22 protein-coding genes and 3 tRNA genes are annotated in these 23,343 nt (G+C 47.5%); 13 read left to right on the forward strand and 12 right to left on the reverse strand.

What is annotated here, in order from left to right; genetic code table 11:
- Positions 1-249: 249 nt before the first annotated feature.
- The gene (locus tag VF685_RS13105) at positions 250-1,428 is read right to left on the reverse strand and encodes a S1C family serine protease (protein WP_104471244.1); all 1,179 of its coding nucleotides are present in this window, start codon (positions 1,426-1,428) and stop codon (positions 250-252) included.
- A gap of 170 nt (positions 1,429-1,598) precedes the next feature.
- Here VF685_RS13105 and VF685_RS13110 point away from each other — a divergent pair, with 170 nt between their 5' ends.
- The 6 genes from VF685_RS13110 to VF685_RS13135 all read left to right on the forward strand — a co-directional run bounded on the left by VF685_RS13110 (position 1,599) and on the right by VF685_RS13135 (position 4,277).
- On the forward strand, positions 1,599-2,357 hold the full coding sequence (locus VF685_RS13110) for a Nif3-like dinuclear metal center hexameric protein (RefSeq protein ID WP_180191931.1): 759 nt from the start codon (positions 1,599-1,601) through the stop codon (positions 2,355-2,357).
- 151 nt (positions 2,358-2,508) lie between these two features.
- Positions 2,509-3,135, forward strand: a complete 627-nt coding sequence (locus VF685_RS13115) for a superoxide dismutase (protein WP_005176500.1) — start codon at positions 2,509-2,511, stop codon at positions 3,133-3,135.
- Positions 3,136-3,281: 146 nt separating this feature from the next.
- Positions 3,282-3,357, forward strand: a tRNA-Asn gene (locus VF685_RS13120).
- A gap of 5 nt (positions 3,358-3,362) precedes the next feature.
- Positions 3,363-3,438, forward strand: a tRNA-Asn gene (locus VF685_RS13125).
- 263 nt (positions 3,439-3,701) lie between these two features.
- Positions 3,702-3,777: transfer RNA gene (locus tag VF685_RS13130), tRNA-Asn, on the forward strand.
- A 56-nt stretch (positions 3,778-3,833) separates the two neighbouring features.
- A complete protein-coding gene (locus VF685_RS13135) occupies positions 3,834-4,277 on the forward strand; it encodes a DUF2726 domain-containing protein (protein WP_005176498.1) in 444 nt (147 codons plus the stop codon).
- Here VF685_RS13135 and VF685_RS13140 read toward each other — a convergent pair whose 3' ends face one another.
- Together VF685_RS13140 and VF685_RS13145 are read right to left on the reverse strand one after the other, a co-directional pair.
- The gene (locus VF685_RS13140; RefSeq protein WP_045795172.1) at positions 4,278-4,556 is read right to left on the reverse strand and encodes a hypothetical protein; all 279 of its coding nucleotides are present in this window, start codon (positions 4,554-4,556) and stop codon (positions 4,278-4,280) included.
- A gap of 167 nt (positions 4,557-4,723) precedes the next feature.
- On the reverse strand, positions 4,724-6,466 hold the full coding sequence (locus tag VF685_RS13145) for an FAD-dependent monooxygenase (RefSeq protein WP_180191932.1): 1,743 nt from the start codon (positions 6,464-6,466) through the stop codon (positions 4,724-4,726).
- A gap of 213 nt (positions 6,467-6,679) precedes the next feature.
- Here VF685_RS13145 and VF685_RS13150 point away from each other — a divergent pair, with 213 nt between their 5' ends.
- Positions 6,680-7,573: a LysR family transcriptional regulator gene (locus VF685_RS13150; protein ID WP_016659982.1), complete on the forward strand. Its 894-nt coding sequence runs from the start codon at positions 6,680-6,682 to the stop codon at positions 7,571-7,573.
- A gap of 46 nt (positions 7,574-7,619) precedes the next feature.
- Here VF685_RS13150 and VF685_RS13155 read toward each other — a convergent pair whose 3' ends face one another.
- The 4 genes from VF685_RS13155 to glnA form a co-directional block, all read right to left on the reverse strand.
- Positions 7,620-8,852 carry an alpha/beta hydrolase family protein gene (locus tag VF685_RS13155; protein ID WP_242911969.1) on the reverse strand — a complete coding sequence of 411 codons (1,233 nt, stop codon included), beginning with the start codon at positions 8,850-8,852 and terminating at the stop codon, positions 7,620-7,622.
- A 126-nt stretch (positions 8,853-8,978) separates the two neighbouring features.
- Positions 8,979-9,857, reverse strand: coding sequence for a 4-hydroxybenzoate octaprenyltransferase (gene ubiA / locus VF685_RS13160; protein WP_005176488.1), 879 nt, complete (start codon positions 9,855-9,857; stop codon positions 8,979-8,981).
- 8 nt (positions 9,858-9,865) lie between these two features.
- Positions 9,866-10,375, reverse strand: coding sequence for a chorismate--pyruvate lyase family protein (locus tag VF685_RS13165; protein ID WP_168405225.1), 510 nt, complete (start codon positions 10,373-10,375; stop codon positions 9,866-9,868).
- Between the two features lie 182 nt (positions 10,376-10,557).
- The gene (gene glnA / locus VF685_RS13170) at positions 10,558-11,973 is read right to left on the reverse strand and encodes a type I glutamate--ammonia ligase (RefSeq protein ID WP_171301053.1); all 1,416 of its coding nucleotides are present in this window, start codon (positions 11,971-11,973) and stop codon (positions 10,558-10,560) included.
- A gap of 809 nt (positions 11,974-12,782) precedes the next feature.
- Between glnA and VF685_RS13175 the strand changes: the two genes are divergently transcribed.
- The 6 genes from VF685_RS13175 (at position 12,783) to VF685_RS13200 (ending at position 17,242) form a co-directional block, all read left to right on the forward strand.
- Complete coding sequence (locus VF685_RS13175) at positions 12,783-13,367, forward strand: anthranilate synthase component II (protein WP_005176479.1); 585 nt, start codon at positions 12,783-12,785, stop codon at positions 13,365-13,367.
- A 19-nt stretch (positions 13,368-13,386) separates the two neighbouring features.
- Positions 13,387-14,433: an anthranilate phosphoribosyltransferase gene (gene trpD, locus VF685_RS13180; protein ID WP_016659977.1), complete on the forward strand. Its 1,047-nt coding sequence runs from the start codon at positions 13,387-13,389 to the stop codon at positions 14,431-14,433.
- Positions 14,434-14,450: 17 nt separating this feature from the next.
- Positions 14,451-15,257 carry an indole-3-glycerol phosphate synthase TrpC gene (trpC, locus tag VF685_RS13185; protein WP_242911968.1) on the forward strand — a complete coding sequence of 269 codons (807 nt, stop codon included), beginning with the start codon at positions 14,451-14,453 and terminating at the stop codon, positions 15,255-15,257.
- Between the two features lie 206 nt (positions 15,258-15,463).
- On the forward strand, positions 15,464-16,147 hold the full coding sequence (locus tag VF685_RS13190) for a Smr/MutS family protein (protein WP_005176474.1): 684 nt from the start codon (positions 15,464-15,466) through the stop codon (positions 16,145-16,147).
- Between the two features lie 93 nt (positions 16,148-16,240).
- Positions 16,241-16,789 carry a GTP cyclohydrolase I FolE gene (folE, locus tag VF685_RS13195; protein WP_005176473.1) on the forward strand — a complete coding sequence of 183 codons (549 nt, stop codon included), beginning with the start codon at positions 16,241-16,243 and terminating at the stop codon, positions 16,787-16,789.
- A gap of 96 nt (positions 16,790-16,885) precedes the next feature.
- The gene (locus tag VF685_RS13200; protein WP_005176472.1) at positions 16,886-17,242 is read left to right on the forward strand and encodes a cupin domain-containing protein; all 357 of its coding nucleotides are present in this window, start codon (positions 16,886-16,888) and stop codon (positions 17,240-17,242) included.
- A 111-nt stretch (positions 17,243-17,353) separates the two neighbouring features.
- Here the strand turns inward: VF685_RS13200 and VF685_RS13205 are convergent, their stop codons facing one another.
- The 5 genes from VF685_RS13205 to hemE form a co-directional block, all read right to left on the reverse strand.
- Positions 17,354-18,715 carry a diguanylate cyclase gene (locus VF685_RS13205; RefSeq protein ID WP_242911967.1) on the reverse strand — a complete coding sequence of 454 codons (1,362 nt, stop codon included), beginning with the start codon at positions 18,713-18,715 and terminating at the stop codon, positions 17,354-17,356.
- A gap of 133 nt (positions 18,716-18,848) precedes the next feature.
- Positions 18,849-20,747: an Lnb N-terminal periplasmic domain-containing protein gene (locus VF685_RS13210; RefSeq protein WP_242911966.1), complete on the reverse strand. Its 1,899-nt coding sequence runs from the start codon at positions 20,745-20,747 to the stop codon at positions 18,849-18,851.
- Positions 20,748-20,823: 76 nt separating this feature from the next.
- A complete protein-coding gene (locus tag VF685_RS13215) occupies positions 20,824-21,294 on the reverse strand; it encodes a DUF3015 family protein (RefSeq protein ID WP_005176467.1) in 471 nt (156 codons plus the stop codon).
- A 123-nt stretch (positions 21,295-21,417) separates the two neighbouring features.
- Positions 21,418-22,242: a DUF817 family protein gene (locus tag VF685_RS13220; RefSeq protein ID WP_016659970.1), complete on the reverse strand. Its 825-nt coding sequence runs from the start codon at positions 22,240-22,242 to the stop codon at positions 21,418-21,420.
- Positions 22,243-22,270: 28 nt separating this feature from the next.
- Complete coding sequence (hemE, locus tag VF685_RS13225) at positions 22,271-23,341, reverse strand: uroporphyrinogen decarboxylase (protein ID WP_242911965.1); 1,071 nt, start codon at positions 23,339-23,341, stop codon at positions 22,271-22,273.
- Positions 23,342-23,343: the final 2 nt, after the last annotated feature.

Consider the following 23,343-nt stretch of genomic DNA (forward strand, 5'->3'; position numbering starts at 1 on the left):
TTCATTTAGTTGCTTTATTTTGTCCCCAACCGATTATCTCGAGGGATGGAAAGACCTAGAGATGTGACACAGCGATCATCTCTATAAGACGGTATGTCTGCTCTGCGCCATTCAGTACGTTCCTACGTATTTTCGCTTGATCTTACAATATCGCTCTTCACTAACAGACTGCTGATAAAATTCACCCATTAAAAAAAGCCCCGACCTGCGGAGCTTTTTCATGTTTAATTTACAGCGCGTACTGCGAGCTTATTCTGGTAATGGAATAAACTGTTTATCACTGTTTTGCACTTTACGCTCACCAACCACCACTTGCAGCTCTAAAGACTGTTCTTCACGTTCAATCAGGATATTCACTGGCTGGTTCGGTTGCTGCAGCGCCACATAATTAATCAGGTGTGATGTTGAGGTGATCTCTTCATCATTCACTTTCAGGATTTTATCGCCACGGCGAATACCGGCTTTGGCTGCAGGACCATTGGCCAAGACATCTGCCACCACTACGCCGCTTTGTTTTGGCTCCAGAATATTCTGTTGCTGTACCGGCAATAAGCTAATACCCAACCAGCCACGTACCACGCGACCATCTTTTAAAATCGAGTTCAGTACCTGCTGACAGACCTGAGCCGGAATGGCAAAGCCAATACCCAAAGAACCGCCCGATTGCGAGAAAATCGCGGTATTGACCCCAATTAAGTTCCCGGCCACATCAATTAGCGCACCACCGGAGTTCCCCGGGTTAATAGCAGCATCAGTCTGAATAAAGTCTTCATAGGTATTAATGCCTAAATCCGAACGACCGGTCGCGGAAATAATCCCCTGAGTGACGGTTTGGCCTACCCCAAACGGGTTACCAATCGCCAGCACCACATCACCGACTTCATTGCCACTGAGTTTAAATGGTAAAACCGGTAACTGATCCAGCTCAATTTTAATTACCGCCAAGTCGGTATCCGGATCGGTGCCGACCACTTTTGCCTCGGCACGACGGCCATCATGCAAGGCCACCACAATCTGATCGGCCTGGGCAATCACATGGTTATTCGTCAAAATGTAACCATCGGCACGTACAATCACCCCGGAACCGAGGCTGTTTTCATTAGGTCCCTGGCGATATTGTTCCGGTAACTGATCGCCAAAAAATTCACGGAATGCCGGATCATTAAACAAAGGATGATTAGGCTGCTTGATTTTCTGGGTGGTAAAAATATTGACCACGGCCGGTGCTGCTACTTTTACGGCAGCACTATAAGACACCACCCCGCCAGTACGGGTGGTATCAATCAGCGGTTCTACTTTTTCAGCAGGCATTTTCACCCCATCCGGGGCAACGGGAGCTTTCGGTTTTTGAAACTGTTGCCAGCCCAAAAAGCCAATAATCACGATAATAAGTAACACCCAAGGTAACCATGTAAAGGTCCGGCGCACAGCTCTATCCTCTAAAATTTTTTAATTCATTGATGACTAAGTAATTTATGACCTATTGTAAAGCGAAATACATAAGGAAACATAAAAATCACTAAAGAGTTTTGTGCTGCTTTAGTTACAATTCAAAATATGTTTTGATGACAACAAAATTTAAGGCTTTTGAGAGATTTATGGCTAAGCTGCATGACCTGATCCGCTGGTGTGATCAAACCTTAAAATCAGCCGAGTTTAAAGACTATGCCCCAAACGGCTTGCAAATTGAAGGCAAACCGGAAGTCAAAAAAATTCTGTGTGCGGTAACTGCATCACAAGATGCAATTGAAGCCGCCATTGCCGAGCAAGCCGATGTGCTGCTGGTGCATCATGGCTATTTCTGGAAAGGTGAACCCTACCCGATTACCGGAATGCGCGGTAAACGCATTAAAAGCCTAATCCAGCATGATATTTCGCTGGTGGGCTATCATTTACCGCTCGATTCACATCCTGAACTGGGCAATAATGCGGCCATTGCTGATATTTTGGGACTGGAGCAACTGGAAGCACTGGACCCGAGTGAACGTCATCCAATTGGCAATATTGGCTATTTAAAACAGGCCATGTCACCAGAAGCGTTTAAAGCCCTGTTAAGTGAAAAACTGGGGTTTGATACCATTCATTTACCGGCCAATCCAACCGAAATCCGCAAAGTCGGTTTCTGTACCGGCGGCGCGCAGGATTATATTCATAAAGCCGCAGCGCAAGACTGTGATGCCTATATTTCTGGCGAAGTGTCAGAACGTACCTTTTATGAAGCCAAAGAACTGGGCGTCCATTATTATGCCTGTGGCCATCACGCGACTGAACGCTGCGGTGTACAGCGTTTGGGACAGGCGCTGGCACGCGAATTTAATCTCGAATATGTCTATTTCGAATTGAATAATCCGATTTAAAACTTGGGAGATGAATTGAGGCTGGCTTATACGTATAAATTAAGGATTTATTGTGTAATGTTATTTATAAGCAATGCGCAATTTTGTTGAATAATCTATTACAATAAGCCGACTTAAACTCAAAACCCAGCATAAGCAAGGAATTGAAAACATGACAACGATTACTTTACCAGCATTACCATATGGTTACGAAGATCTTGCGCCGCACATCAGCAAAGAGACTTTAGAATTTCACCATGACAAGCACCACAATACCTATGTTGTGAACCTGAACAACCTGATCGCAGGTACTGAGCTTGAAGGTAAAACTTTAGAAGAAATCATCAAGGCAAGTGCTGGCGATGCTTCTAAAGCAGGTATTTTCAACAATGCTGCACAAGTATGGAACCACACATTCTACTGGAACTGTATGGCGAAAAACGGTGGTGGTAAACCTACTGGTGCAATTGCAGCGAAAATTGATGAAGCTTTTGGTTCATACGAAAAATTTGCTGAAGAATTTGCAACTGCTGCTGCAACTCAATTCGGTTCAGGTTGGGCATGGTTAGTGGCTGACGACGTAAACGGCAAACTGTCAATCATGAAAACTTCAAATGCAGATACGCCAATGGCGCACGGCAAAATTGCAGTATTAACGATTGACGTTTGGGAACACGCTTACTACATCGACTTCCGTAACGCACGTCCTAAGTACATCTCGACTTTCCTTGAAAGCCTGGTGAACTGGGATTATGCCAACGCGAAACTTGCAGGCCAACCAGCTGGCGTAGAAAAATAATTTTATTTTTCTGTGTAAAAAATCACCCTTTAAGGGTGATTTTTTTATTTTTAGGGAATAACTGCATAAATCTAAGGCAAATGATTCATTTGTTTAAATAATCTGGTTGACGACCGGCGCATTCCTCCCTAAAATGCGCATCAGATTCTCCAATAGCTCAGTCGGTAGAGCGACGGACTGTTAATCCGCAGGTCCCTGGTTCGAGCCCAGGTTGGAGAGCCATCTAATCTCCCATAGCTCAGTCGGTAGAGCGACGGACTGTTAATCCGCAGGTCCCTGGTTCGAGCCCAGGTGGGAGAGCCAAGATTCTAAAAACCCACTCCAGTTGAGTGGGTTTTTTTATGGCGTTTAGATTGGGGGATTCAATGAGAATCATCATCCTAAAATAGCCCCTACCTGTACCACGGCACCCTGCCCGTCATAGACCAGTAAAAGCCACACACCAAGCTTTCTGCTTCCAAACGCCTTCATTCGTTTATTTTTAATTCAGTTAAACTGAAAAACTACATTTTTTCAGGCCGCGGACTTGACCACCTGCCCTTTGCCGCCTAGAATGCGTTTCAGATTCTCCCATAGCTCAGTCGGTAGAGCGACGGACTGTTAATCCGCAGGTCCCTGGTTCGAGCCCAGGTGGGAGAGCCAAGATTCTAAAAACCCACTCCAGTTGAGTGGGTTTTTTCTTTATACAAGTATGTGTTGTGTTCAATAGCGCTCAGTCGACTTTCTTCTTTATTGGCTGCCTGGCCACACTGGTGCTGATGCTGCTGGTGGCAGCCTCCTATTTGCGCCCCAAACAGAAATATTTTCCGAAAAAAGTCATTACCCCGTTTGAAGCCAAGATGTTTGCCCGCTTAAAGCAGGCTTTTCCCGAACATCATATTCTGGCTCAAGTTGCTTTTAGTGCGTTAATTACCAATAGTAACTACAAGATCCGTTCCCGCTTTAATCGCAAGGTCACCGATTTTGTTTTGCTGGATCAGCAGATGAATGTGGTGATTATTATTGAACTGGATGATCCCACTCATATTGGCAAAGAAAGCGAAGATGCCGAGCGGGATGCCATGTTGCTTGAGGCGGGCTATCAGGTGATCCGATACACGGAGATTCCGAGTATCAGACAATTGCAGCAGGATATTCTTTAATTAAGGCGCTACAGCTTCAGAAGCTGCTGGGTTTGCATCGGCTTGTTGTTGAGCTTGTTGCTGCGCCTGCTGTTGTTCAGCTGCTTCACGCGCTTTAATCCGCGCAATCATCTCTGCCTGCTGCTGTTTATATTTTTCCTGATTTTTCGCATCGCTGTTGACAGCCAGAAACGCCATACTGACCAGAAAAACAGGAATCAGCAGACCTAAACTGGCCAACAGAATAATCTTTTTGGTATTGGGTGGCTGATTCGGTCGTTGCTGTTCAGGCGCGGTCATGAGAGAGTCCTCTGTCAGATGCATCAAAATGACGCTCAATATAACAAAATCATTTTCGAGGACAAAGCCTCTGTTGATGTTTGCTTGAACCTGAAGATACAACACAGCCGCCTGTACGGCTACAGACGGCTGCGTTACAGATCACGTCAGACTGCTCATCTACCCGATTAGAGGTTCAGCTGAATCTCGCCAAAAACCTGAGTTAAACAGGCCAGATGATCAAAGCCTTGTTCTGGTGTGTCCTGCATCCGCCAAGCCACATAGCCATCCGGACGTACCAGCACGGCACCGGCATCGGCAATTTCCGATTTTTGCTGCCAGGTGGCATAGACATCGCGATGTTCACGTGAACCAATCTGAATCACATCCAGATAGTCCAGCCTTAACCGGGCCGCTGCCGCTTTCCATGCTGCACCCGATAAACCGGTCAGTAGCGTAAAGCGCCCTTTACCGACAATATCCAGGGTGGAATGTTTATAGCCCTGCGCATCAATCAGCCAGGTATGCGGTAGTTTGGCACCCGGGCGTGTGGTGGCTTGCAAATACAGCTGTGGGTCCTGTACAAAGATTTCTTCATCTGTTTCTGCCAGCACGGCATTGGACAGATAACGCTGGTTCAGCTCCACCCCTTGAGCATTAAACTCATAATGTTTAATCGCCAGCGCCTGATACAACTTTTCCCGAATCTCGGCCGCTTCCGGTGTTTCCGCAAAAATCCGCTGCAACATCTCGGCTTGGGTCTGCACACCCTGATCAAAGCCAAATACTTCTTTTAAATGCTTATAGTCAAAACGGGACTGGTTGGCACGTGCCACAATCTGTTTGCCCACCGGCGCCCGTTCATCGCTATAAGACTCCAGCAGCGCTGGCTTGGCCCAGCCTTTAAGCACATAAGCCAGCTTCCAGCCCAGGTTAAACGCATCCTGCATACAGGTGTTGGAACCTAAACCACTCGATGGCGGGTGACGATGTACCGCATCGCCACCACAGAACACGCGCCCCACCGAATACTGGGTGGCCCAGGTCTGATTGACATACCAGTAAGATACTTTTTCAATTTCGACCTGCTGCACCTCTTCACCCACAAAGGTGTTCAATCGCGCCCGGACCTGTGCTTCGGTGACTTGCGGCTCGCCTTTGCTAATATCAAAGCCCCAGCCCATAATCCATTCGTTCCAGGGCTGAATGGCACGTAGTAATCCCATGCCCAAGTCACCAAAACTGGCTTCCGGATTCACAATCCACTGTAAAATGGCCGGACGATGTGCCACATATTTGGACAGGTCGGCTTTAAAAGTGACGTACACGGTTCCAGCACGCGCCATCACCCCTTCTAAGGGCAGCTTCAGCTCTTCAACAATTTTTGAACGCGCCCCATCCATCCCAATTAAATATTTGGCCCGCAGGCTAAATTCAGTTTGGGTCACTCGATTCAGAAAGGTCGCGGTTACGCCATGCTCATCCTGAGTATGTGATAAATATTCAGTATTGAAGTTATAAATCGCACCGCGTTCGGCCGCATTCTTGACCAGCAGTGCTTCCATTTTTGGCTGGATCAGATCGACAAAGGGACATGGGCTGCCTTTGATGTAATCGCCATGACGCTCATCGCCCGTGCCCCAGCAGCTCATCCGGGCAATTTCTTCCCCGACCAGACTGGTGGTGAGTAAACTTTCGCCCATCTGCTGCCACGGCGTGGCAATGGCTTTGACCTGCTCTTCAATGCCCAAGTCACGCAGAACTTCCATCGCACGCTGATTGGTAATATGCGCACGCGGACTGTTGGCCAGCCAGTTAAACTGGGTAAACAGCTGCACCCTGATGCCATAACTGGCCAAGGCCAGCCCCAAAGTAGAACCCGCCGGCCCCGTACCAATCACCAGCACATCAGTATCATAGTGTGTAGACATTCCGGACTCCTTTCACCGCTGTATCTGTTGCAGAATATTTGTATGCAGTGTAATCCGCCCCATCCAGGCCGCCTATTTCTATGCGTATAAACGATAGTACTATTGGTTTTAGCTCTAGTCAGCTGCTGGATAAAACACATCGACTCATGTGAAATGCAGTTCAGACTGTGTTGGGTTACACTAGGGCGATGATCTGCACGGTGGATGAAAGTCATGGAATTACGGCATTTACGCTATTTTGCAGCGGTGGCAGAAGAACAGAGTTTTACCAAAGCAGCCGATAAACTCTTTACCGCCCAGCCCTCTTTAAGCCAGCAGATTAAGGATTTAGAAGAAGAAGTCGGGGTTCGTTTGCTGGATCGCTCCGCGCGGCAGATTCAACTGACCGATGAAGGCCGGGCCTTTTTACCTTATGCCTTGCAAGCGATTGAAAACGCCAAACTTGCAATTGCCGCAGCGCGTCAGGTGGCGCATCAGAAAAACAACCAGATTCATATTGGCTTATTGAACGTGGCCGAGCTGAAAGTGCTGCCGCTGATGCTAGAACGCTTAAAACAGGCCATTCCCAATCTGCAGATTCATATCCAGAGCCTGACCTGTCTGGAGCAGATTCAGCGCCTTAAAAATGCTGAGCTGGATTTAAGCCTGACCCGCTATGCCATTCAGCAGGATGATTTTGTCGATCTTCCCATTTTGTCAGAGAAAATCTATCTGGTGTCAGGGCAAAAATCTGCACCGACCAAGTCGCGGATGAGTGCTGAAGCCTTGCTGCAACAGCGGCTGATTATGTGCGAGCAAACCGCTTCTCCGGTGTTTTATGAACAGGTCACCCGGCAGGTGCCGATTGAACAGATGCCGGCCGAGCAGTTACTCTGGGTCACCAATGTATTGCAGCATATTAATCTGATTAATCTGGGGATGGGCTACAGTTTTGTGCCGGAATATCTGCTGCGCTTTCTGAATGAGCATGTGGCGATCATTGAAACCGATTTTGAAGTTCAGCCGCTCCATCTATATGCCAATTACCGTAAAAATAACCATAATCTGGCACTGCAGCTCATTACTCAGGAACTGGCCAAACTCGAAATCTCGGTCACTGAGAGCTGATCAGCCCCGATCTTCCGGACTGATCAGCGAGTTTTTCAGGAGGACATTATTGCGCAGGCATGTGGGTTTGAATAAAGCGCACCAGCTCGGCATTTCTCTGCACAATGGCCTGGGTATGCGAGGCACCCGGGACCAATTCATATTCAACCGTCGTCCCCATTTCTCTTAAGTTATCTACCAGTGCCGTGGTGACAGCTGCCGGTACAGCAGTATCTGCCTCACCCTGAATCACCATAATCGGTTTATCCAGCTTTTTGGTGGCCGGCTGGTTAATGGCCAGGAAGCGCTTAATGGTTGCATTGTCCTGGAAATTTGCCGTCAGTCCCGGATAATCAGCCACAGCAAGACCACTATTTTCAGTAAAGGCATCTATATCTTCTCTAAAGGACTGCATCAGCTCGTCCAGACATTGGCCATTTTCACCATTGTTGCCTTCGGCTTCTGGCACAATATCCTGCGATTCCGGCTGGAAGATGCTGAGGTAATTAAAGTCCGGTTCATAGGCTTTAATGCCGACCGCGACATAGGCAGCATAGGCCATCAGTTCTGCATAAACATTACGGGCCGTTCCAACCGGATACAGACCAACACTCTCTGCCAGCTCCAGATCATGAATGGCCGCCGGCGCGACTTCCGCAATGATATAACCCAGACTCGAAGCCGGTGCTGCTGCCACTGCACCTTTATAATTGGCATCCTGATTGGCAAATTCCGCAGTACCTAAAGAGGCATGACCACCCTGTGACTGCCCCACCGACATCCAGGCACCATGCATGTGTGCACCCAGATCTTCTTTTAAGGCGCGTACTGAATAAATAGCAGACTGGGCCGCACTTTCTAAATGTAAATACGGATGAATGCCCGGCGTGCCCAGCCCTTCATAATCTGGCGCGACAATCACATAGCCTGCGGCCAGTAAACTTTCCGCCATGGCCTTAAAACGCGGATTTAAACTGTTGCGACTCGGTGCACAATGATCAGCAATGCCCACTGTTCCATGTTCCCAGACCACCACACGCCAGCCATCTACCGGACGAGGTGTGGACGGATAAAATACCATGGCGGTAGCTTCTGCTTTCTGGTCACGTACATTTGGCATTTTATAGGTCATGACCCGAATGACCGCACCCTCAATACCATCTTGGGTATAGGCAGCATCAGATACAAAAGTTTTGTCACGGATAAAGTTAAAGTCATTATCATCGCCACCACATGCTGTAAATAACAGCGCCGAGGAGCAGGTTACCGCCAATAACAGTTTTTTAAATGTCGTTGTCATCTTGAATTCCTCTTTATCTTCTTGTTGTTAAGTACTCAGCCTGAGTTCTTTGAATTAAGCATAAAAAAAAGCATCCTGCTCGGATGCTTTGTTGGCTTTTTGCAAGATCAGACCAAATGCATAAACCTAGAGAAGTGCAAGAAAAATTCCGGCAAAAATCATCAGCCCAACCCAACGGTTATGCCGAAAAGCCCAGAAACATTGCTGCGGATTGCGGTCTTTGGTTTTGTGCCATTGATAGATAAAATCCAGTGCCACCACAGCCAGTGCCACCAGACCAAATGGCATGAACAGATTTTCGATCCACAACGCCGCGCCAATCAGGAGCAGACTGATCAGCTGCAAGGCAGAAATAATCTCAATATCATAACGGCCAAATAAAATGGCGGTCGATTTCACCCCAATTTTGAGATCATATTCGCGGTCAGTAATCGCATATTGAGTGTCATAGGCCACAGTCCAGGCCAGGTTGCCAAAGTACAATAACCAGCAGGTTAAATCTGGGGTTGCACCCACCGCGGTATAGGCCATAGGAATAGACCATGAAAATGCGGCGCCCAGAAATACCTGCGGTAAATGAGTATAGCGTTTCATAAACGGGTAGATAAAAGCCAGAAATAACGCCCCAAACGACCAGTAAAAGGTTTCAAGCGGCAAGAACAACAACAGGCAGGCACTGGCAGCAACCAGCACCAGAAACACCATCACCGCTTCTTTGGCGCTAATGATGCCGGTGGCCAAAGGACGGGTTTTGGTGCGCTCAACATGGGCATCGACTTTACGGTCGGCAAAGTCATTAATGGCACAGCCTGCCGCACGCATAAAGATCACACCCAGAATCATTGGAATCAGCACACCTATGGTCGGTGTTCCCTGAGCAGCAATCCATAAGGCCCACATGGTTGGCCAGAACACCAGTTCGGTGCCAATCGGCTTATCAAAACGGCATAAATAGTAATAGGCTTCCAAGCGCTCACGCCAGGTAATTGAATGTGCAGTTGCCATGACTGTCCTTAACCACGTTGCTGTTGAAAAGAAGAATGTAGAAATTGCTCAAAGCTGGGCAAGAAACTTTCTTGCACAATAAATTTACAGCCATGCCAAGTATAGCAGCTCTGTCTGGTCCAGCCTTCGGGCAATAAAATCACCCGGCGCTCACAGGCCGGATTGGTACGTTGAAACAAAAACCGGCCAATCGGCTTTTTACCAATATGCTTGAACAGGCGTGCTTTTTTTTGCAGGCTTAAAATCGGAAAAATACTTTTGGCTTGAACCCAGGGCTGCTCTTCACAGCCATATAAATAGCTTTCCCGCACCCAGGAGGTATGCTGATGCGGCATGCTCAGCCATTTGGCATCTTCAAAGCTCAGGCGCTGGAAACTTTCGCGCAGTGGCTGTACCTGAAACTGGCCACCGGCCAGATCGGTTAATTGTTGTGTCAGAGAGCCCGGTGCATACAGCCATGTCTTCAATCCTGCAGGAATGGTCTGATCCTGAAATTGACAGGTCTGCTGGCCGCGCATCACTTATTCCCCTTTTATCGCTTGGCCTAGTGTAACTGAAATCTGTTACTAAACCATGGGCTTTTCAGCCAAAAAGCGCAAATGTCATATTCACTATCAATCTACCTCACCTAAATGAATATGAAGGCCATAAAAAAATCCGCGACAAGCGCGGATTTTCTGAGCATGAATCTGAGGTCAAATTACAGGCTGTAGTACATGTCTAATTCAACTGGGTGAGTAGTCGTGTTCAGACGACGAACTTCTTCAGTTTTCAGCTCGATATAAGCATCGAGCATTTCTTTTGTAAACACGCTACCTTTTAACAGGTAGTCATGGTCAGCGGCCAGTGCTTCCAGCGCCATTTCAAGGCTGTGAGCAACGGTTGGAATTTTTGCTTCTTCTTCCGGTGGAAGATCGTACAGGTTCTTGTCCGCAGCTTCACCTGGGTGAATCTTGTTCTGGATACCGTCAATACCCGCCATTAACAGTGCCGCGAAACCTAAGTACGGGTTCATCATTGGATCTGGGAAACGTGCTTCAATACGTTTGCCTTTCGGGCTAGACACGTAAGGAATACGGATAGAAGCAGAACGGTTACGCGCTGAGTAAGCCAGCATAATCGGTGCTTCGAAGTGCGGAACCAGACGCTTGTACGAGTTAGTCGAAGGGTTAGTAATCGCATTCAATGAACGGGCATGCTTGATGATACCGCCAATGAAGTACAGTGCCATTTCAGACAGACCAGCGTATTCATCACCCGCGAACAGGTTTTTGCCGTCTTTAGAGATCGACATATGCACGTGCATACCTGAACCGTTATCGCCTACCATTGGTTTAGGCATAAACGTCGCAGTTTTCGCATATTGGTGCGCTACGTTCCACACCGCATATTTGAACTGTTGCACTTCATCAGCTTTACGCACCATGGTGTTGAAGCTCACACCAATTTCTAACTGGCAAGATGCAACTTCGTGGTGATGTACTTCTACACGACCTGGGCCCATGATCTCTTCAATTTTTGCACACATATCTGCACGCATATCGTGGTGAGAATCAACTGGAGGAACCGGGAAGTAACCGCCTTTAACGCGTGGACGGTGGCCAGAGTTACCGGACTCGTAGTCTTTACCTGTAGACCAAGCCGCTTCTTCAGCGATTAAGGTGTGGCGTGCGCCAGACATGTCGATGTCCCATTTCACTTCGTCAAATACGAAAAATTCTGGTTCTGGGCCAAAGAATGCAGTATCACCAATACCGGTAGACTTTAAGTAATCTTCTGCACGGCGAGCAATCGAGCGTGGGTCACGTTCATAACCCTGACCTGTAGATGGTTCGATGACATCACAAGTCACGACAACTGTTGGTTCCGCAAAGAATGGGTCGATGAAACCAGTTTCAGCGTCTGGACGTAAAATCATGTCAGATGCTTCAATGCCTTTCCAACCAGCAATTGAAGAACCATCAAACATTTTACCGTCTTCGAAGGTATCTTCATCGATACTGTCTGCAGGGTAAGTTACGTGCTGCTCTTTACCCTTAGTATCAGTAAAGCGGAAATCGACCCATTTTGCACCACTTTCTTGTATGAGTTGAAGGACCTTGTTCGCCATGCTCATTTTGCTCCAATGATATTTTGTTGCACACCCAAGTGCGTGTTAGTAGTTGGCAGTTATTAAGCAATTACCGTACCAACTTTTAAAAGCAAAGTTAAAATATTGAATTTCTTATGAGAAATTAAGATTTAGGGATTTTGCTTTGTGCCTATTATACTAGGGCTATACTGAAATGCACCATATTCAAGCACTCTTTGCGATTTTTCCTGCAAAAGATTTCTCGTGTGTATCAAAATAGTGCAAATAATCAGGTTTCATTTTAACACAGCTTAATAATACTGCTGTTTATTTCGCCAATTTCGCGCTTCATGCAATTTTTCTAATGAATTTCAGACTGGATTAATTGGGTGATTTATAGATAAAAACTCTTTTTTCCAGTAAAAATCAGATTTTCATTTATTTCTGCTTATTTTTTCTTCAAGTGCTTTTCTGTGCGCTTTTCGCAAGTCGTGCTCAGCTAAATTTTTATGCCCATTTTAAAATGCGCCATTTTGGTGAATCTGCGTCATTATGCATCATTTTAGGGGTTTGGCAGCAAGAGGGGTCAACATCACAGCGGACACGTAAAAGCCACAAGCTGAATGCAGCTCAGCCATAAACTTAAAAGATTTCATCTGTATAAAAGCTATTCTGCTTGAAAATGTTCAGCCGCACATGTTTATTTTTTGCTATGATGATTTGCACTGCGTTTTCCTCGCATTTTTTCGCTCGAAAAATAGCCGTGTTGTGACCTCCCTCCACTTTGGAAAACCAGGCATTTCAGGGAATTCTTCAAGCACAGTCAGGTGCATAAATTTTGACAGGTTAAGCTCATGCTTTTGATGATCGATAATTACGACAGCTTTACTTACAACATCGTCCAGTATTTTGGCGAGTTAAATCAAGAAGTTAAAGTCGTTCGCAATGACAGCGTCACATTAGAAGATATTGAGCGATGGCAACCGAAGTATTTGGTGATTGGTCCCGGTCCGTGCTCACCATCTGAAGCAGGCATTTCCATTCCAGCGATTCAGCATTTTGCCGGCAAAATCCCGTTATTGGGCGTATGTCTGGGCCATCAGAGTATTGGTCAGGCCTTTGGCGGCAACATTGTACGGGCCAAAAAAGTGATGCACGGCCGTTTATCGGATATGTATCACAGCGATCAGGGAATTTTCAGCAATTTGCCCTGCCCGTTTTCTGCGACCCGTTACCACTCGCTGGTGATTGATCAGGCGACTTTACCGGAATGCCTGGAAGTCACCTGCTGGACCAATGAAGCCGATGGTTCCATGGAAGAAATTATGGGCGTGAAACATAAGACATTGCCGGTCGAAGGCGTGCAGTTCCACCCGGAATCCATTTTGAGCCAGCATGGCCACAAAATCTTCCAGAACTTTTTAGAAATTTATGCCTAATTTGCACAAAGTGAACACCATGAATATTCAACAAGCTTTAAATCATATTACAAAACAGATTCACCTGACTCAGCCACAAATGGAAGATGTGATGCGTGCCATCATGTCGGGCGAAGCCACCGATGCGCAAATTGGCGCCCTGATGATGGGTCTGCGCCTGAAAGGTGAAAGCATTGATGAAATTACCGCAGCCGCGCGCGTGATGCGCGAGTTCGCGATTAAAATTGACGTTAGCGATATTCCGTATCTGGTCGATATTGTCGGTACCGGCGGTGATGGCCAGAACCTGTTTAACGTATCGACGGCATCCAGCTTTGTGATTGCAGCCGCTGGCGCAACCATTGCCAAACATGGTAACCGCGGCGTATCGACCAAATCTGGTTCCTCTGACCTGCTGGAACAGGCTGGAATTAACCTAGACTTAAACATGCAGCAAACTGAACGCTGTATCCGCGATATGGGCGTAGGTTTCCTGTTTGCGCCGAACCATCATAAAGCCATGAAATATGCAGTTGGCCCACGTAAGGAACTGGGTATTCGTAGTATTTTCAACCTGCTCGGCCCGCTTACGAATCCGGCCGGAGTTAAACGTTTTGTGATTGGCGTATTCTCCAGCGAACTCTGCCGCCCGATTGCTGAAGTGATGAACCAGCTGGGTGCTGAACACGTGCTGGTGGTGCATTCACGTGATGGTCTGGATGAAATCAGTCTGGCATCTGCCACGACCGTAGCAGAACTGAAAGATGGGGAAATCACCGAATGGACCATTACTCCAGAAGAAGTGGGCATTGAATCGCAAACCCTCACCGGTCTGGTGGTGGAAAACTCGGCAGAAAGTCTGGCCCTGATTAAAGATGCACTTGGCAAAAATAAATCTGAACGCGGTGAAAAAGCGGCCAACATGATTGCCCTGAATGCCGGCGCCGGGATTTATGTGTCTGGTCTGACCAAAACCTATCAACAGGGTGTGGCACTGGCGCATGACATTATTTATGGCGGTCAGGCACTGGAAAAAATGGGCGTACTGGCCGAATTTACCAAAACCTTAAAACAGTACGAAGCTTAAGACGGCAGGATAAAATCATGGTGGATATCGCAAATACCATTTTAGGTAAAATTGTTGATCGCAAACAGGAAGAGTTGGCTGCACGTCTGAAACAGCGCAGTCTGAATGATCTGGAACAACTGGCCCAGGCCGCCACACCGGTGCGCGGTTTTGCCCAAAGCTTGAAAAGCAAACGTCCGGGCGTGATTGCAGAAATAAAAAAGGCCTCGCCATCTAAAGGGATTATTCGTGAAAACTTTAATCCGGCTGAAATTGCCCAGCAATATGAAGCTGCCGGTGCTGCCTGTCTGTCTGTACTGACCGATGTCGATTTTTTCCAGGGCGCTGATGAAAATATCGCGCTGGCCCGTAACCATTGCAGCCTGCCTGCACTGCGGAAAGACTTCCTGATTGATCCTTATGGTGTGGTTGAAGCTCGTGCGCTACATGCCGACTGTATCTTGCTGATTGTAGCCTGCCTGTCAGACCAGCAACTGGAAGAAATGTCGAAAACCGCGTTTGAACACAATCTGGATGTACTGGTTGAGGTGCATGACGAAGAAGAGCTGGAACGCGCTTTGCGTTTAAGTGATCGCTGTCTGCTTGGCGTGAACAACCGTAATTTAAAAACCTTTGATGTGGATTTAAACACCTCATTGCGTCTGAAAAAATTACTCGATCCAGCACGTTTACTGGTAACCGAAAGCGGTATTGCCACCCCGGCAGATGTCAAGATGATGCAGGAGCATGACATTCATGCCTTCCTGGTCGGTGAAAGCTTTATGAAACAACCGTGTCCGGATCAGGCCTTTAGCGAGCTGTTTGGTACGCCGCAAAAGGTCTAAGTCTTGGTGCAGTTCAGGAGGCAGGTTTATCCTGAACTGTGCGATTGCACTGCCCTACTTTCATAGGGCGGTCATCTTCCTATATCGCCCCATCTTAACATCTCTCATTTCAAGCCAGATGCAGCGCCAAGCTGAATCCGTTTCAGTTCAAATCAGGCGTAATTCAGACTATACTGGATTGAAATTTTATCCTCCTATTTTCGATTATGAGCAAACACGATTCTTCGCTATCGAAAGAACAGTTTAAATTACTCAAAGACTTTAAAAAGCAGATCAGTAATCCGCATCCGCGCGTAGAGCCGGCAGCGCCGGCCATCAAAACTGCTGAACAGGAACAGGCCGAAGATTTTGAGCTGTTTCAAAAAGAAATGCGTGGGGTCCAGAAAATGGATCATGGCAATATCGCGCCAGTGGCCCAACCGGCCAAGAAAAAGCTGGATGCCCAGACGCTGGCTAAACGCGCAGCCGCCGAAGGCCCCATGCAAACTGATGAGACCATTTTGTCGGACACGCAAGCCATGCTTAATCCGGTGGGCAGTCAGGCCAGTTTAAGCTACCGCATTGCCACCTTGCAGCATAAGGTGTTTGAAGATTTAAAAGCCGGCAATTTGCGCTGGTTTGAAGCGGTCGACCTGCATGGCTGTACCGTGGAAGAAGCCCGGGTGGCGGTGCTGCAAATTATTCAGATGGCCAAAGATGAAAACCAGAACGTGATTAAAATTGTGCATGGTAAAGGCCCGGAAGCCATTTTAAAAACCTATGTCAATGGCTGGTTACGTCAGCATCGTGATGTTCTGGCCTTTGTCAGTGCACCGGAAAAACAGGGCGGCACCGGTGCGGTGCTGGTTCTGCTAAAACGTGCAGAAAAGAATCCAAAGTTTAAACAATAAGCGGATTTTTCCTCAAAAGCAGGCATTGTTGCGGTTTTCTGCTACAATGCCGTCCTTGTTCAATATCAGTGTAAGTGAACACGTCTTATGTCTATGCAGCAATCCTACGCAAACATTCTTACTGCCGTTGGTGAAGATTTAAATCGCCCTGGTCTCAAAGATACGCCTATGCGTGCTGCTAAAGCATTTTCGTATTTAACCTCGGGTTATAGCCAGACGTTGGCTGAAGTGACCAACAACGCCGTGTTCCCGTCTGATAACCGTGAAATGGTGCTGGTCAAAAATATCGAATTCTATTCGCTATGCGAGCATCACCTGCTGCCATTTTATGGCCGTGTGCATATTGCCTATTTACCGGAAGGCAATGTTTTGGGACTGTCTAAATTTGCCCGTATTACTGAAATGTTTGCGCGCCGTTTACAGATTCAGGAAAACCTGACCCAGCAGATTGCAGAAGCCGTGGCTGAAGTGACCAAAGCCCGCGGTGTTGCGGTGGTGATTGACTCTGCACACATGTGCATGATGATGCGTGGTGTTGGCAAGCAGGAATCGACCACACGTACAGTGTCATTTATTGGTGACTTTAAAACCGATAAAGATGCACGCCGTGAATTTTTAAGTGCTGTGCCTGAAAGTTACTAAGCTAAAATCATGCTGAAGCCTCGACATCTGTTGGGGCTTTTTTATGCCTTATTTTTTATACTACTGTTGGTTTCCCTATTATTTTAAGGAATGCAAATGTCTTCAATTTATTTAGCCGGTCAGGGCCTGACCCAAAGTGAATGCAGTGTCGACTTCCCGCGTCCGGATCGTTTGGTCAAAGGCAATCCCAAACGTGATACCTATAGTGCCTATGAACATCCCAATATGAGCTGTGGCATCTGGCAGTGCGAAGTCGGCGCCTGGAATATTGTCTTTGCTGACAATAAACAGGAATTCTTTAATGTGATTGAAGGCGTGGTGCGTATTCATGACCAGCACGGACAATATATTGAAGTTACCGCCGGTCAGGCCGGAATTATTCCACCGGGTTTTGTCGGTACCTTTGAAGTGGTTGCAGCAGTGAAAAAATATTATGTGGTGGTTGAGGCCTAAAATACCGCTTGAGCTTTTTGATGTTTTGGCTGGTTTTATCTTGCTGCTTTGATATAAAAAACGCCCGACAGTTTTGGGCGTTTTTTCATGCCGGGATGAGACTTAAAAGGCTTATTTGGCCAGATAGACCTGATTACGTCCGGCATTTTTGGCGCTATATAAGGCTGCATCTGCAGCATCCAGAAAACGCTGATAATCCGGATGGCCATCATACTGCACTGCGCCAATACTCACGGTAAATTTAAAACTCTCACCTTCAGCAGAACGGATTGGGGTATCTTCAACCCGGCGACGGATGGTTTCGGCAATCATCTGGGCCCGGTTCCAGTCACTATCGACCAGCAGCAATAAAAACTCTTCCCCACCAACCCGGAAAGCATAATCACTGCCCTTGCTCGATTCCAGCAGCACTTCGGCCATAAACTGCAAGGCCAGATCACCGGCGGCATGGCCATAGCGGTCATTAATCTCTTTAAAGAAATCGGCATCAATCGCCAGTAGACTTAAAGGTGAGCGGTTTTTGCGCGAGAACTGGATTTCACGAATCAGGATGGTATTTAAATAACGCCGGTTTAACAGCTGGGTCAGCGAATCATTGCCCGTGCCGATATATTCCGCCACCTGAAACAGCTGATCGACCAGATGCTGGATTTCGCGGTTTTTACAGCGAATCTGCTGAATCAGTAACAGCATCTGCTGCTGATCGGAAGTGTCCAGCAGCTGCTGGTTCAACTGATCCACCTGATAAATCCGCTGGATAATAAACTCGACCTGCTCGGCGCAGGCAAAAGCATAGGCTGCTTTATGGATGAACCACAGGCCAAATTCAGATTTGGAAAGTGGCGGATGAAACAGCGGTGACTGATCAGAAAAGGCCTTAAACATCAGCTCATTTTCCCAGTCCAGCAGACAACCGCGCTGGCGGTCTTTTTGCACGGCCACATCCTGCATGGCAGAAAACAGACGGTAGGTGTGTTTCATATCATTATGAATTTCTACCTTGGCCTCATAAGTGCGGCACATGATTTCTGCGGCCAGGCTCAGCACCTGAGTCATATAATCGGCAGCAGCCAGTACATCGGCCTGCGGGGTTTGCAGAAAAAAGACAAAACTTTTGCGCTGGATTTCGCGGATGCCGCGAATAATCAGCCAGGAGGGAACGCCAATACGCGCATGCACTTCCCCGACTTTCAGCTGCTTGGCGACAATGGCTTTAAAATCCTGCTTGAACGGAACCGCAAAACTGTCCAGCAGCCATTGCTGCAAGGCATTTTTCAGGCGGCTACGCACCAGTTCATCGGACAGGAAATAGGAGGCTTCCTGCTCCTGCATCATCTGTCGATAAAATTCGGCCACCAGCACCGTGACATGCTGTTGAATGAACTCGAAGCTATAGCTTAAATCGGTTTCAGAAAATTGCCCGCAAATCGCCTGCCACTGCGCTGCAAGTTCCTCTATACGCTCTTGGTTCATACAACCGGCTCACACAGATGAATTACAGCGCAGATTTTAACGCAGCTGTCACATAAGACAATTCTTTTGTGAATTAAATTAATATTCACTTAATAACAATCTGGATTTTCAAGCCTGACTTCACGACTTCAGCTTAAAAGAACCAGGCATAACCGAGACTGGTCTGATGCCAGTCCTGTTGATCCTGTTGCTGATATTCCCAGCCCAGACGAATCGCATGTTGCGGATTCAGCACATATTGCAGCTGGCTGTGCAGCCTCAAATTCCATTGCTGGCTATCTTCCCAATACGGTAATTCTACTTGCAGCACGCTGTTCAGCTGCGGACTCCAGATATTCTGGCAGCCCAAGGTAGGTCCGACACCCACGCGCCAGCCACGCTCCAGTGCCTTACTGGCCTGTAGATGGTTTTGTAGCTGGGCATAGCAAATATGCTCACGGTCGGCACTGGCCCAGCTATAGCCCATCTGGACCTGTAAATTGGCTACACCATGCTGTTCCTGAGTGCTGAACTGACCATGCTGATCGAGCGCTTCCTGGGTCCAGCCCAGATTAAAACCCCAAGACAACGGCGTTTTAAACGGCGTAATCGGGTTATAGGAGTTCACCGCCAGCACATCGAGCTGACTCAGTTTTAGGGCTTCATCCCGATATTGCAGCGCACCCTGTAAAAATAGCAATTGAGTCCCGGTACGAAAACCACCTTGCGGATCGAGCAGATCATGATAGGCTTGCCGATGCCCCAGTTCGATAAAGGACTGTCCCTGTACTTCACCGGTACTTAGCGTCAGGTTACGCGCATGATGGCCCTGGCTTGGATCAACGTTTGGGACGTCCGGCGCGCGGCGCTGCTTGTCGACCTGAAGCTGGCTTCGCAGGCTGAGTAATTGGCGTAAACGTGGCTGGGCAAAACCGGTTTCGACCTTGCGGGCTAAAAACTGCAGGTACAGATCATCGTAGGCCATTTCCAGTATTTTGGCCTGCTCTAATGCGGTATAAGACTGTAATAACGTATTTAAATCGGCAGATTCGGCAAAAGCCAGCTGATGTGCAGCTTGCGCCAGGTCTGTACCATGCTGGCGGGCTTGAGCCAGTAACTGGGTTTCTAGCGCCGGGCGATACACGGTGTCTTTGACCAGATCTGAATCTGCCAGCGCCTTGATGGTTTCAACTGGAATCGACGCCACTTTAAACTGTTGCTGTAAATTCAGCTCTGGACGGACCAGATCAATCAGGCCCAATAAACGATAGGCACAGTTATCACTGACAAAATAATAGGGAAAGCTGACGTGCTTCATTTCCCAGATATGTTCCACCAGAAAACGGGTTTCATCCGGGCTTAAATCCAGCTCGTATTCCCATAAATCGCGGCTTTCCAGATCACCATATTCCTTAACCTTGCGGTAATACGGCATGAGGGAATATTCACCCGGATACTGTCCGGTCAGACCTTTCCAGGCATAGGACCAGCTTTGCTCACCCGGCACTGTGGCCGCATAATTTACCGCATAGGAAATCAGGTTCAGTTCCTGCTGATCTTTCGGGTCCAGTCGCAGCAAGGTATGCCCGAACATGGAGCTGGGATTGCCCATAAAATCGGTGGCATAAATTAAAGTGGTTTTGTATGGACGAATCTGGCCAATCCATTCATCCAGTTCCGGACAGGCCACGGCAGCCAGTTCCGTCTGTGGAATATTCAGTTGTTGCACCAGCCAGCGGCTACGTGCCGGAAAACGGCATTGTACCGATTGATTTGGCTCGGCCTGCTGAAACAGCGCTGCAATATGCGCCTGTAATTCCTGATTTAAATCGGGTGTTTTGGCCTCTGTTAAAAAATAGCCGGCATAGCTGACAGTACTCTGCCCGGAAGTATTGGCATACATTAAGCGTTGCCAGGTATTTTGCTGTGCCAGTTGCTGCTGTTCAGCACGCTGGATATACAACTGTGCCGGCGTTGAAAATTCAGGAGAAGACGTCGCGGCATACGCCACAGGAGATAACAAAGCAGCACATACAAAAGCAAGAGGTTTCATTCAGCAGATCAATTCTTATTCGGTTCTTATATAGAGAAAAACCCTGCCAGAAGACAGGGTTTTATGGGATGCTTAATTAGACGTAGGCTTTTAAGATGTCGTCTTGTGCCATCACTGACTGTAAAGAAGCCAGCACTTCAACAGAAGTCTGGTTGTCAGCTGAATAAATTTCAGAGAAGTTTTGTTTGGTCACTGCAAAGAAACGTGCTTTGTCTTCTGCTTTAATGCTCAGTAATTCAGCCAGTACGTTCAGGCTTTCACCCTCGCCTACAGCCATATCACGCGCCAGCGTTTCGGCATTTTCATTGGTAAATGTCACCACTTGCGCAGTTACAGTACCAGTACCGCTACAGCCTAAAGTACCGAAGGTAATACCGAACAACTGGTTTGCAAAAATACCATTGGTTGTAGCAGCTAAAATTTTAGGCACTTTACCAGACTGACCTGCCCAAACTTGAGAACCAATACCACAGCCGGCATCAGCGTCTGCAAATGCTGCTGTTGAACCTGCTGCCAATACTGCTGCCAAAGCTAATTTTTTTAACATAAAAGTCTCCAGAATTTATTATCTGAGTTTGTTATTGTTTCACAATGTGTAATTTTTATTACACTGTTTAAAGATAACGCATCCGCCAGCGAACACAAAACACTTTATACCAAAGTGGAAAAATTATTTTTCTGTATCCTTTAAGTGCGCAGGTTTCAGTTGCCAGATGCCATTTGGCTGACGATCACCCAGAATTTTCAAGACCAGCACCAGACTCAGCAATAACAGCAGATACCAGGACCCCAACTTGCCCCAGCCAACCATATGCCAGCTGTCGACCTGACTTGGATACAGCCAGATCTGGTAAAAGGTGCTGATATTTTCTGCAATCCAGATAATAAAGGCCAGTAACAACAAGACCGGTAACATCGGCAGCTGCATCCGGTGATGCTGCAATTCAAACTGGATACGGGTTTTCCAGAATATCAGTACGCTCCAGGCAAACAGCACATAGCGGATATCCGGCACAAAAAACTTGCTCATAAAATTAATATAAGACAGCACCGCCAGACTCAGCATATTGGCAAAACCCGGCAAGCGAGTAAAAGATACCCGATACAAACGCAAGGACCGGGCAAAGAAACTGCCGACAGCCGAATACATAAACCCGGCAAACAGCGGCACGGTCATAATTTTAAATACGGCCGGCTGCGGATACTGCCAGGACGCAATCGCCGGATGGGTCAGAAAAATTTCCATAATCATCGCCAGCAGATGAAACAGCGCAATGACTTTGGCCTCGGCCCAGGATTCTAGCTTGAGATACAGCAGTAAAATCTGAATGAGGACCGCATAAAACAGCAAATAGTCATAACGGAAAAAACCGTAATAGTCCTGGCTACCCAGACTGGCGGTAAAAGCAAAAGCAATCAGCAATAAAATTCCAAATAAGGCAGCCGAAGCTGCCTTATAAGTGAATTCAAAACCTGATTTTAAAATTGTGATCAAGGCTGAATCCTAATATTGTTGCATCTTCTTAAAGGTACTTGGCACTGTATTCATGTACCGTATCAATAAAGACTTTCGGATTGGCCGGATCAACCCATTGGGTAATACCATGTCCTAGGTTGGCAATATAGCCGGTTTTTTCACCATGCGCATAGGCATCATCCAGCATGGCTTTGGTCGCCTTGGCAATTGAGTCCGGGCTTCCATATAACGTGGCTGGATCCAGGTTGCCCTGTAAGGCAGCACGGCCATTCACGGTTTGGCGCGCCACATTTAATGGCGTGGTCCAGTCCAGACCAAAGGCATCGGCACCGGTGGCAACCATTGGCTCCAGCCATTGACCGCCGCCTTTGGTAAATAGAATGACCGGAATTTTACGGCCATCTTTTTCACGTTGCAGACCCGCTACAATCTTTTGCATATAGTTCAGCGAGAACTCGATATATTCACGATGCGCCAGTGCCCCGCCCCAGCTGTCAAAAATCTGTACCGATTGTGCGCCAGCATCAATTTGCGCATTCAAATAGTCAATCACAGCGACTGCCAGACGGTCGAGCAAGGCATGCAGCACTTCCGGCTGGGCATACATCATCTGCTTGGTAAAGCGGAAATCCTTGCTTGAACCACCTTCAACCATATAAGTCGCCAGCGTCCACGGACTGCCAGAAAAACCAATTAACGGCACCTGTCCGCCCAGAGCCGAACGAATGGTCGACACCGCATTCATGACATAGTCCAGATCTGACTTGGCATTAAAATTCGGCAGATTGGCGACATCCTGCTCGGTACGCACGGTTTTATGAAACTTCGGACCTTCACCAGCTTCAAAGTACAAACCTAAGCCCAAAGCATCCGGTACGGTTAAAATATCGGAGAATAGAATGGCTGCATCCAGCTCATAACGGCGCAAAGGCTGTAAGGTCACTTCACAGGCAAATTCGGTATTTTTGCACAAGGAAAGAAAATCTCCGGCCTTGGCACGGGTTTCACGATACTCAGGCAGATAACGTCCTGCTTGACGCATCATCCATACCGGCGTGGTATCTACGGGTTCACGCAACAAGGCACGTAGAAAACGATCATTTTTTAAGGCCGTCATTT

It is taken from the genome of Acinetobacter sp. Brlt_5, from assembly GCF_051949055.1.
Classification (GTDB): domain Bacteria; phylum Pseudomonadota; class Gammaproteobacteria; order Pseudomonadales; family Moraxellaceae; genus Acinetobacter; species Acinetobacter indicus.

Bases quoted from the DNA above. Each gene is read 5' to 3' on its own strand.
- VF685_RS13110 (WP_180191931.1), top strand. From the start codon at position 1,599: ATGGCTAAGCTGCATGACCTGATCCGCTGGTGTGATCAAACCTTAAAA.
- VF685_RS13115 (WP_005176500.1), top strand. From the start codon at position 2,509: ATGACAACGATTACTTTACCAGCATTACCATATGGTTACGAAGATCTT.
- VF685_RS13140 (WP_045795172.1), bottom strand. From the start codon at position 4,556: ATGACCGCGCCTGAACAGCAACGACCGAATCAGCCACCCAATACCAAA.
- VF685_RS13145 (WP_180191932.1), bottom strand. From the start codon at position 6,466: ATGTCTACACACTATGATACTGATGTGCTGGTGATTGGTACGGGGCCG.
- VF685_RS13150 (WP_016659982.1), top strand. From the start codon at position 6,680: ATGGAATTACGGCATTTACGCTATTTTGCAGCGGTGGCAGAAGAACAG.
- VF685_RS13155 (WP_242911969.1), bottom strand. From the start codon at position 8,852: ATGACAACGACATTTAAAAAACTGTTATTGGCGGTAACCTGCTCCTCG.
- ubiA (WP_005176488.1), bottom strand. From the start codon at position 9,857: ATGGCAACTGCACATTCAATTACCTGGCGTGAGCGCTTGGAAGCCTAT.
- VF685_RS13165 (WP_168405225.1), bottom strand. From the start codon at position 10,375: ATGCGCGGCCAGCAGACCTGTCAATTTCAGGATCAGACCATTCCTGCA.
- glnA (WP_171301053.1), bottom strand. From the start codon at position 11,973: ATGAGCATGGCGAACAAGGTCCTTCAACTCATACAAGAAAGTGGTGCA.
- VF685_RS13175 (WP_005176479.1), top strand. From the start codon at position 12,783: ATGCTTTTGATGATCGATAATTACGACAGCTTTACTTACAACATCGTC.
- trpD (WP_016659977.1), top strand. From the start codon at position 13,387: ATGAATATTCAACAAGCTTTAAATCATATTACAAAACAGATTCACCTG.
- trpC (WP_242911968.1), top strand. From the start codon at position 14,451: ATGGTGGATATCGCAAATACCATTTTAGGTAAAATTGTTGATCGCAAA.
- VF685_RS13190 (WP_005176474.1), top strand. From the start codon at position 15,464: ATGAGCAAACACGATTCTTCGCTATCGAAAGAACAGTTTAAATTACTC.
- folE (WP_005176473.1), top strand. From the start codon at position 16,241: ATGCAGCAATCCTACGCAAACATTCTTACTGCCGTTGGTGAAGATTTA.
- VF685_RS13200 (WP_005176472.1), top strand. From the start codon at position 16,886: ATGTCTTCAATTTATTTAGCCGGTCAGGGCCTGACCCAAAGTGAATGC.
- VF685_RS13205 (WP_242911967.1), bottom strand. From the start codon at position 18,715: ATGAACCAAGAGCGTATAGAGGAACTTGCAGCGCAGTGGCAGGCGATT.
- VF685_RS13210 (WP_242911966.1), bottom strand. From the start codon at position 20,747: ATGAAACCTCTTGCTTTTGTATGTGCTGCTTTGTTATCTCCTGTGGCG.
- VF685_RS13215 (WP_005176467.1), bottom strand. From the start codon at position 21,294: ATGTTAAAAAAATTAGCTTTGGCAGCAGTATTGGCAGCAGGTTCAACA.
- hemE (WP_242911965.1), bottom strand. From the start codon at position 23,341: ATGACGGCCTTAAAAAATGATCGTTTTCTACGTGCCTTGTTGCGTGAA.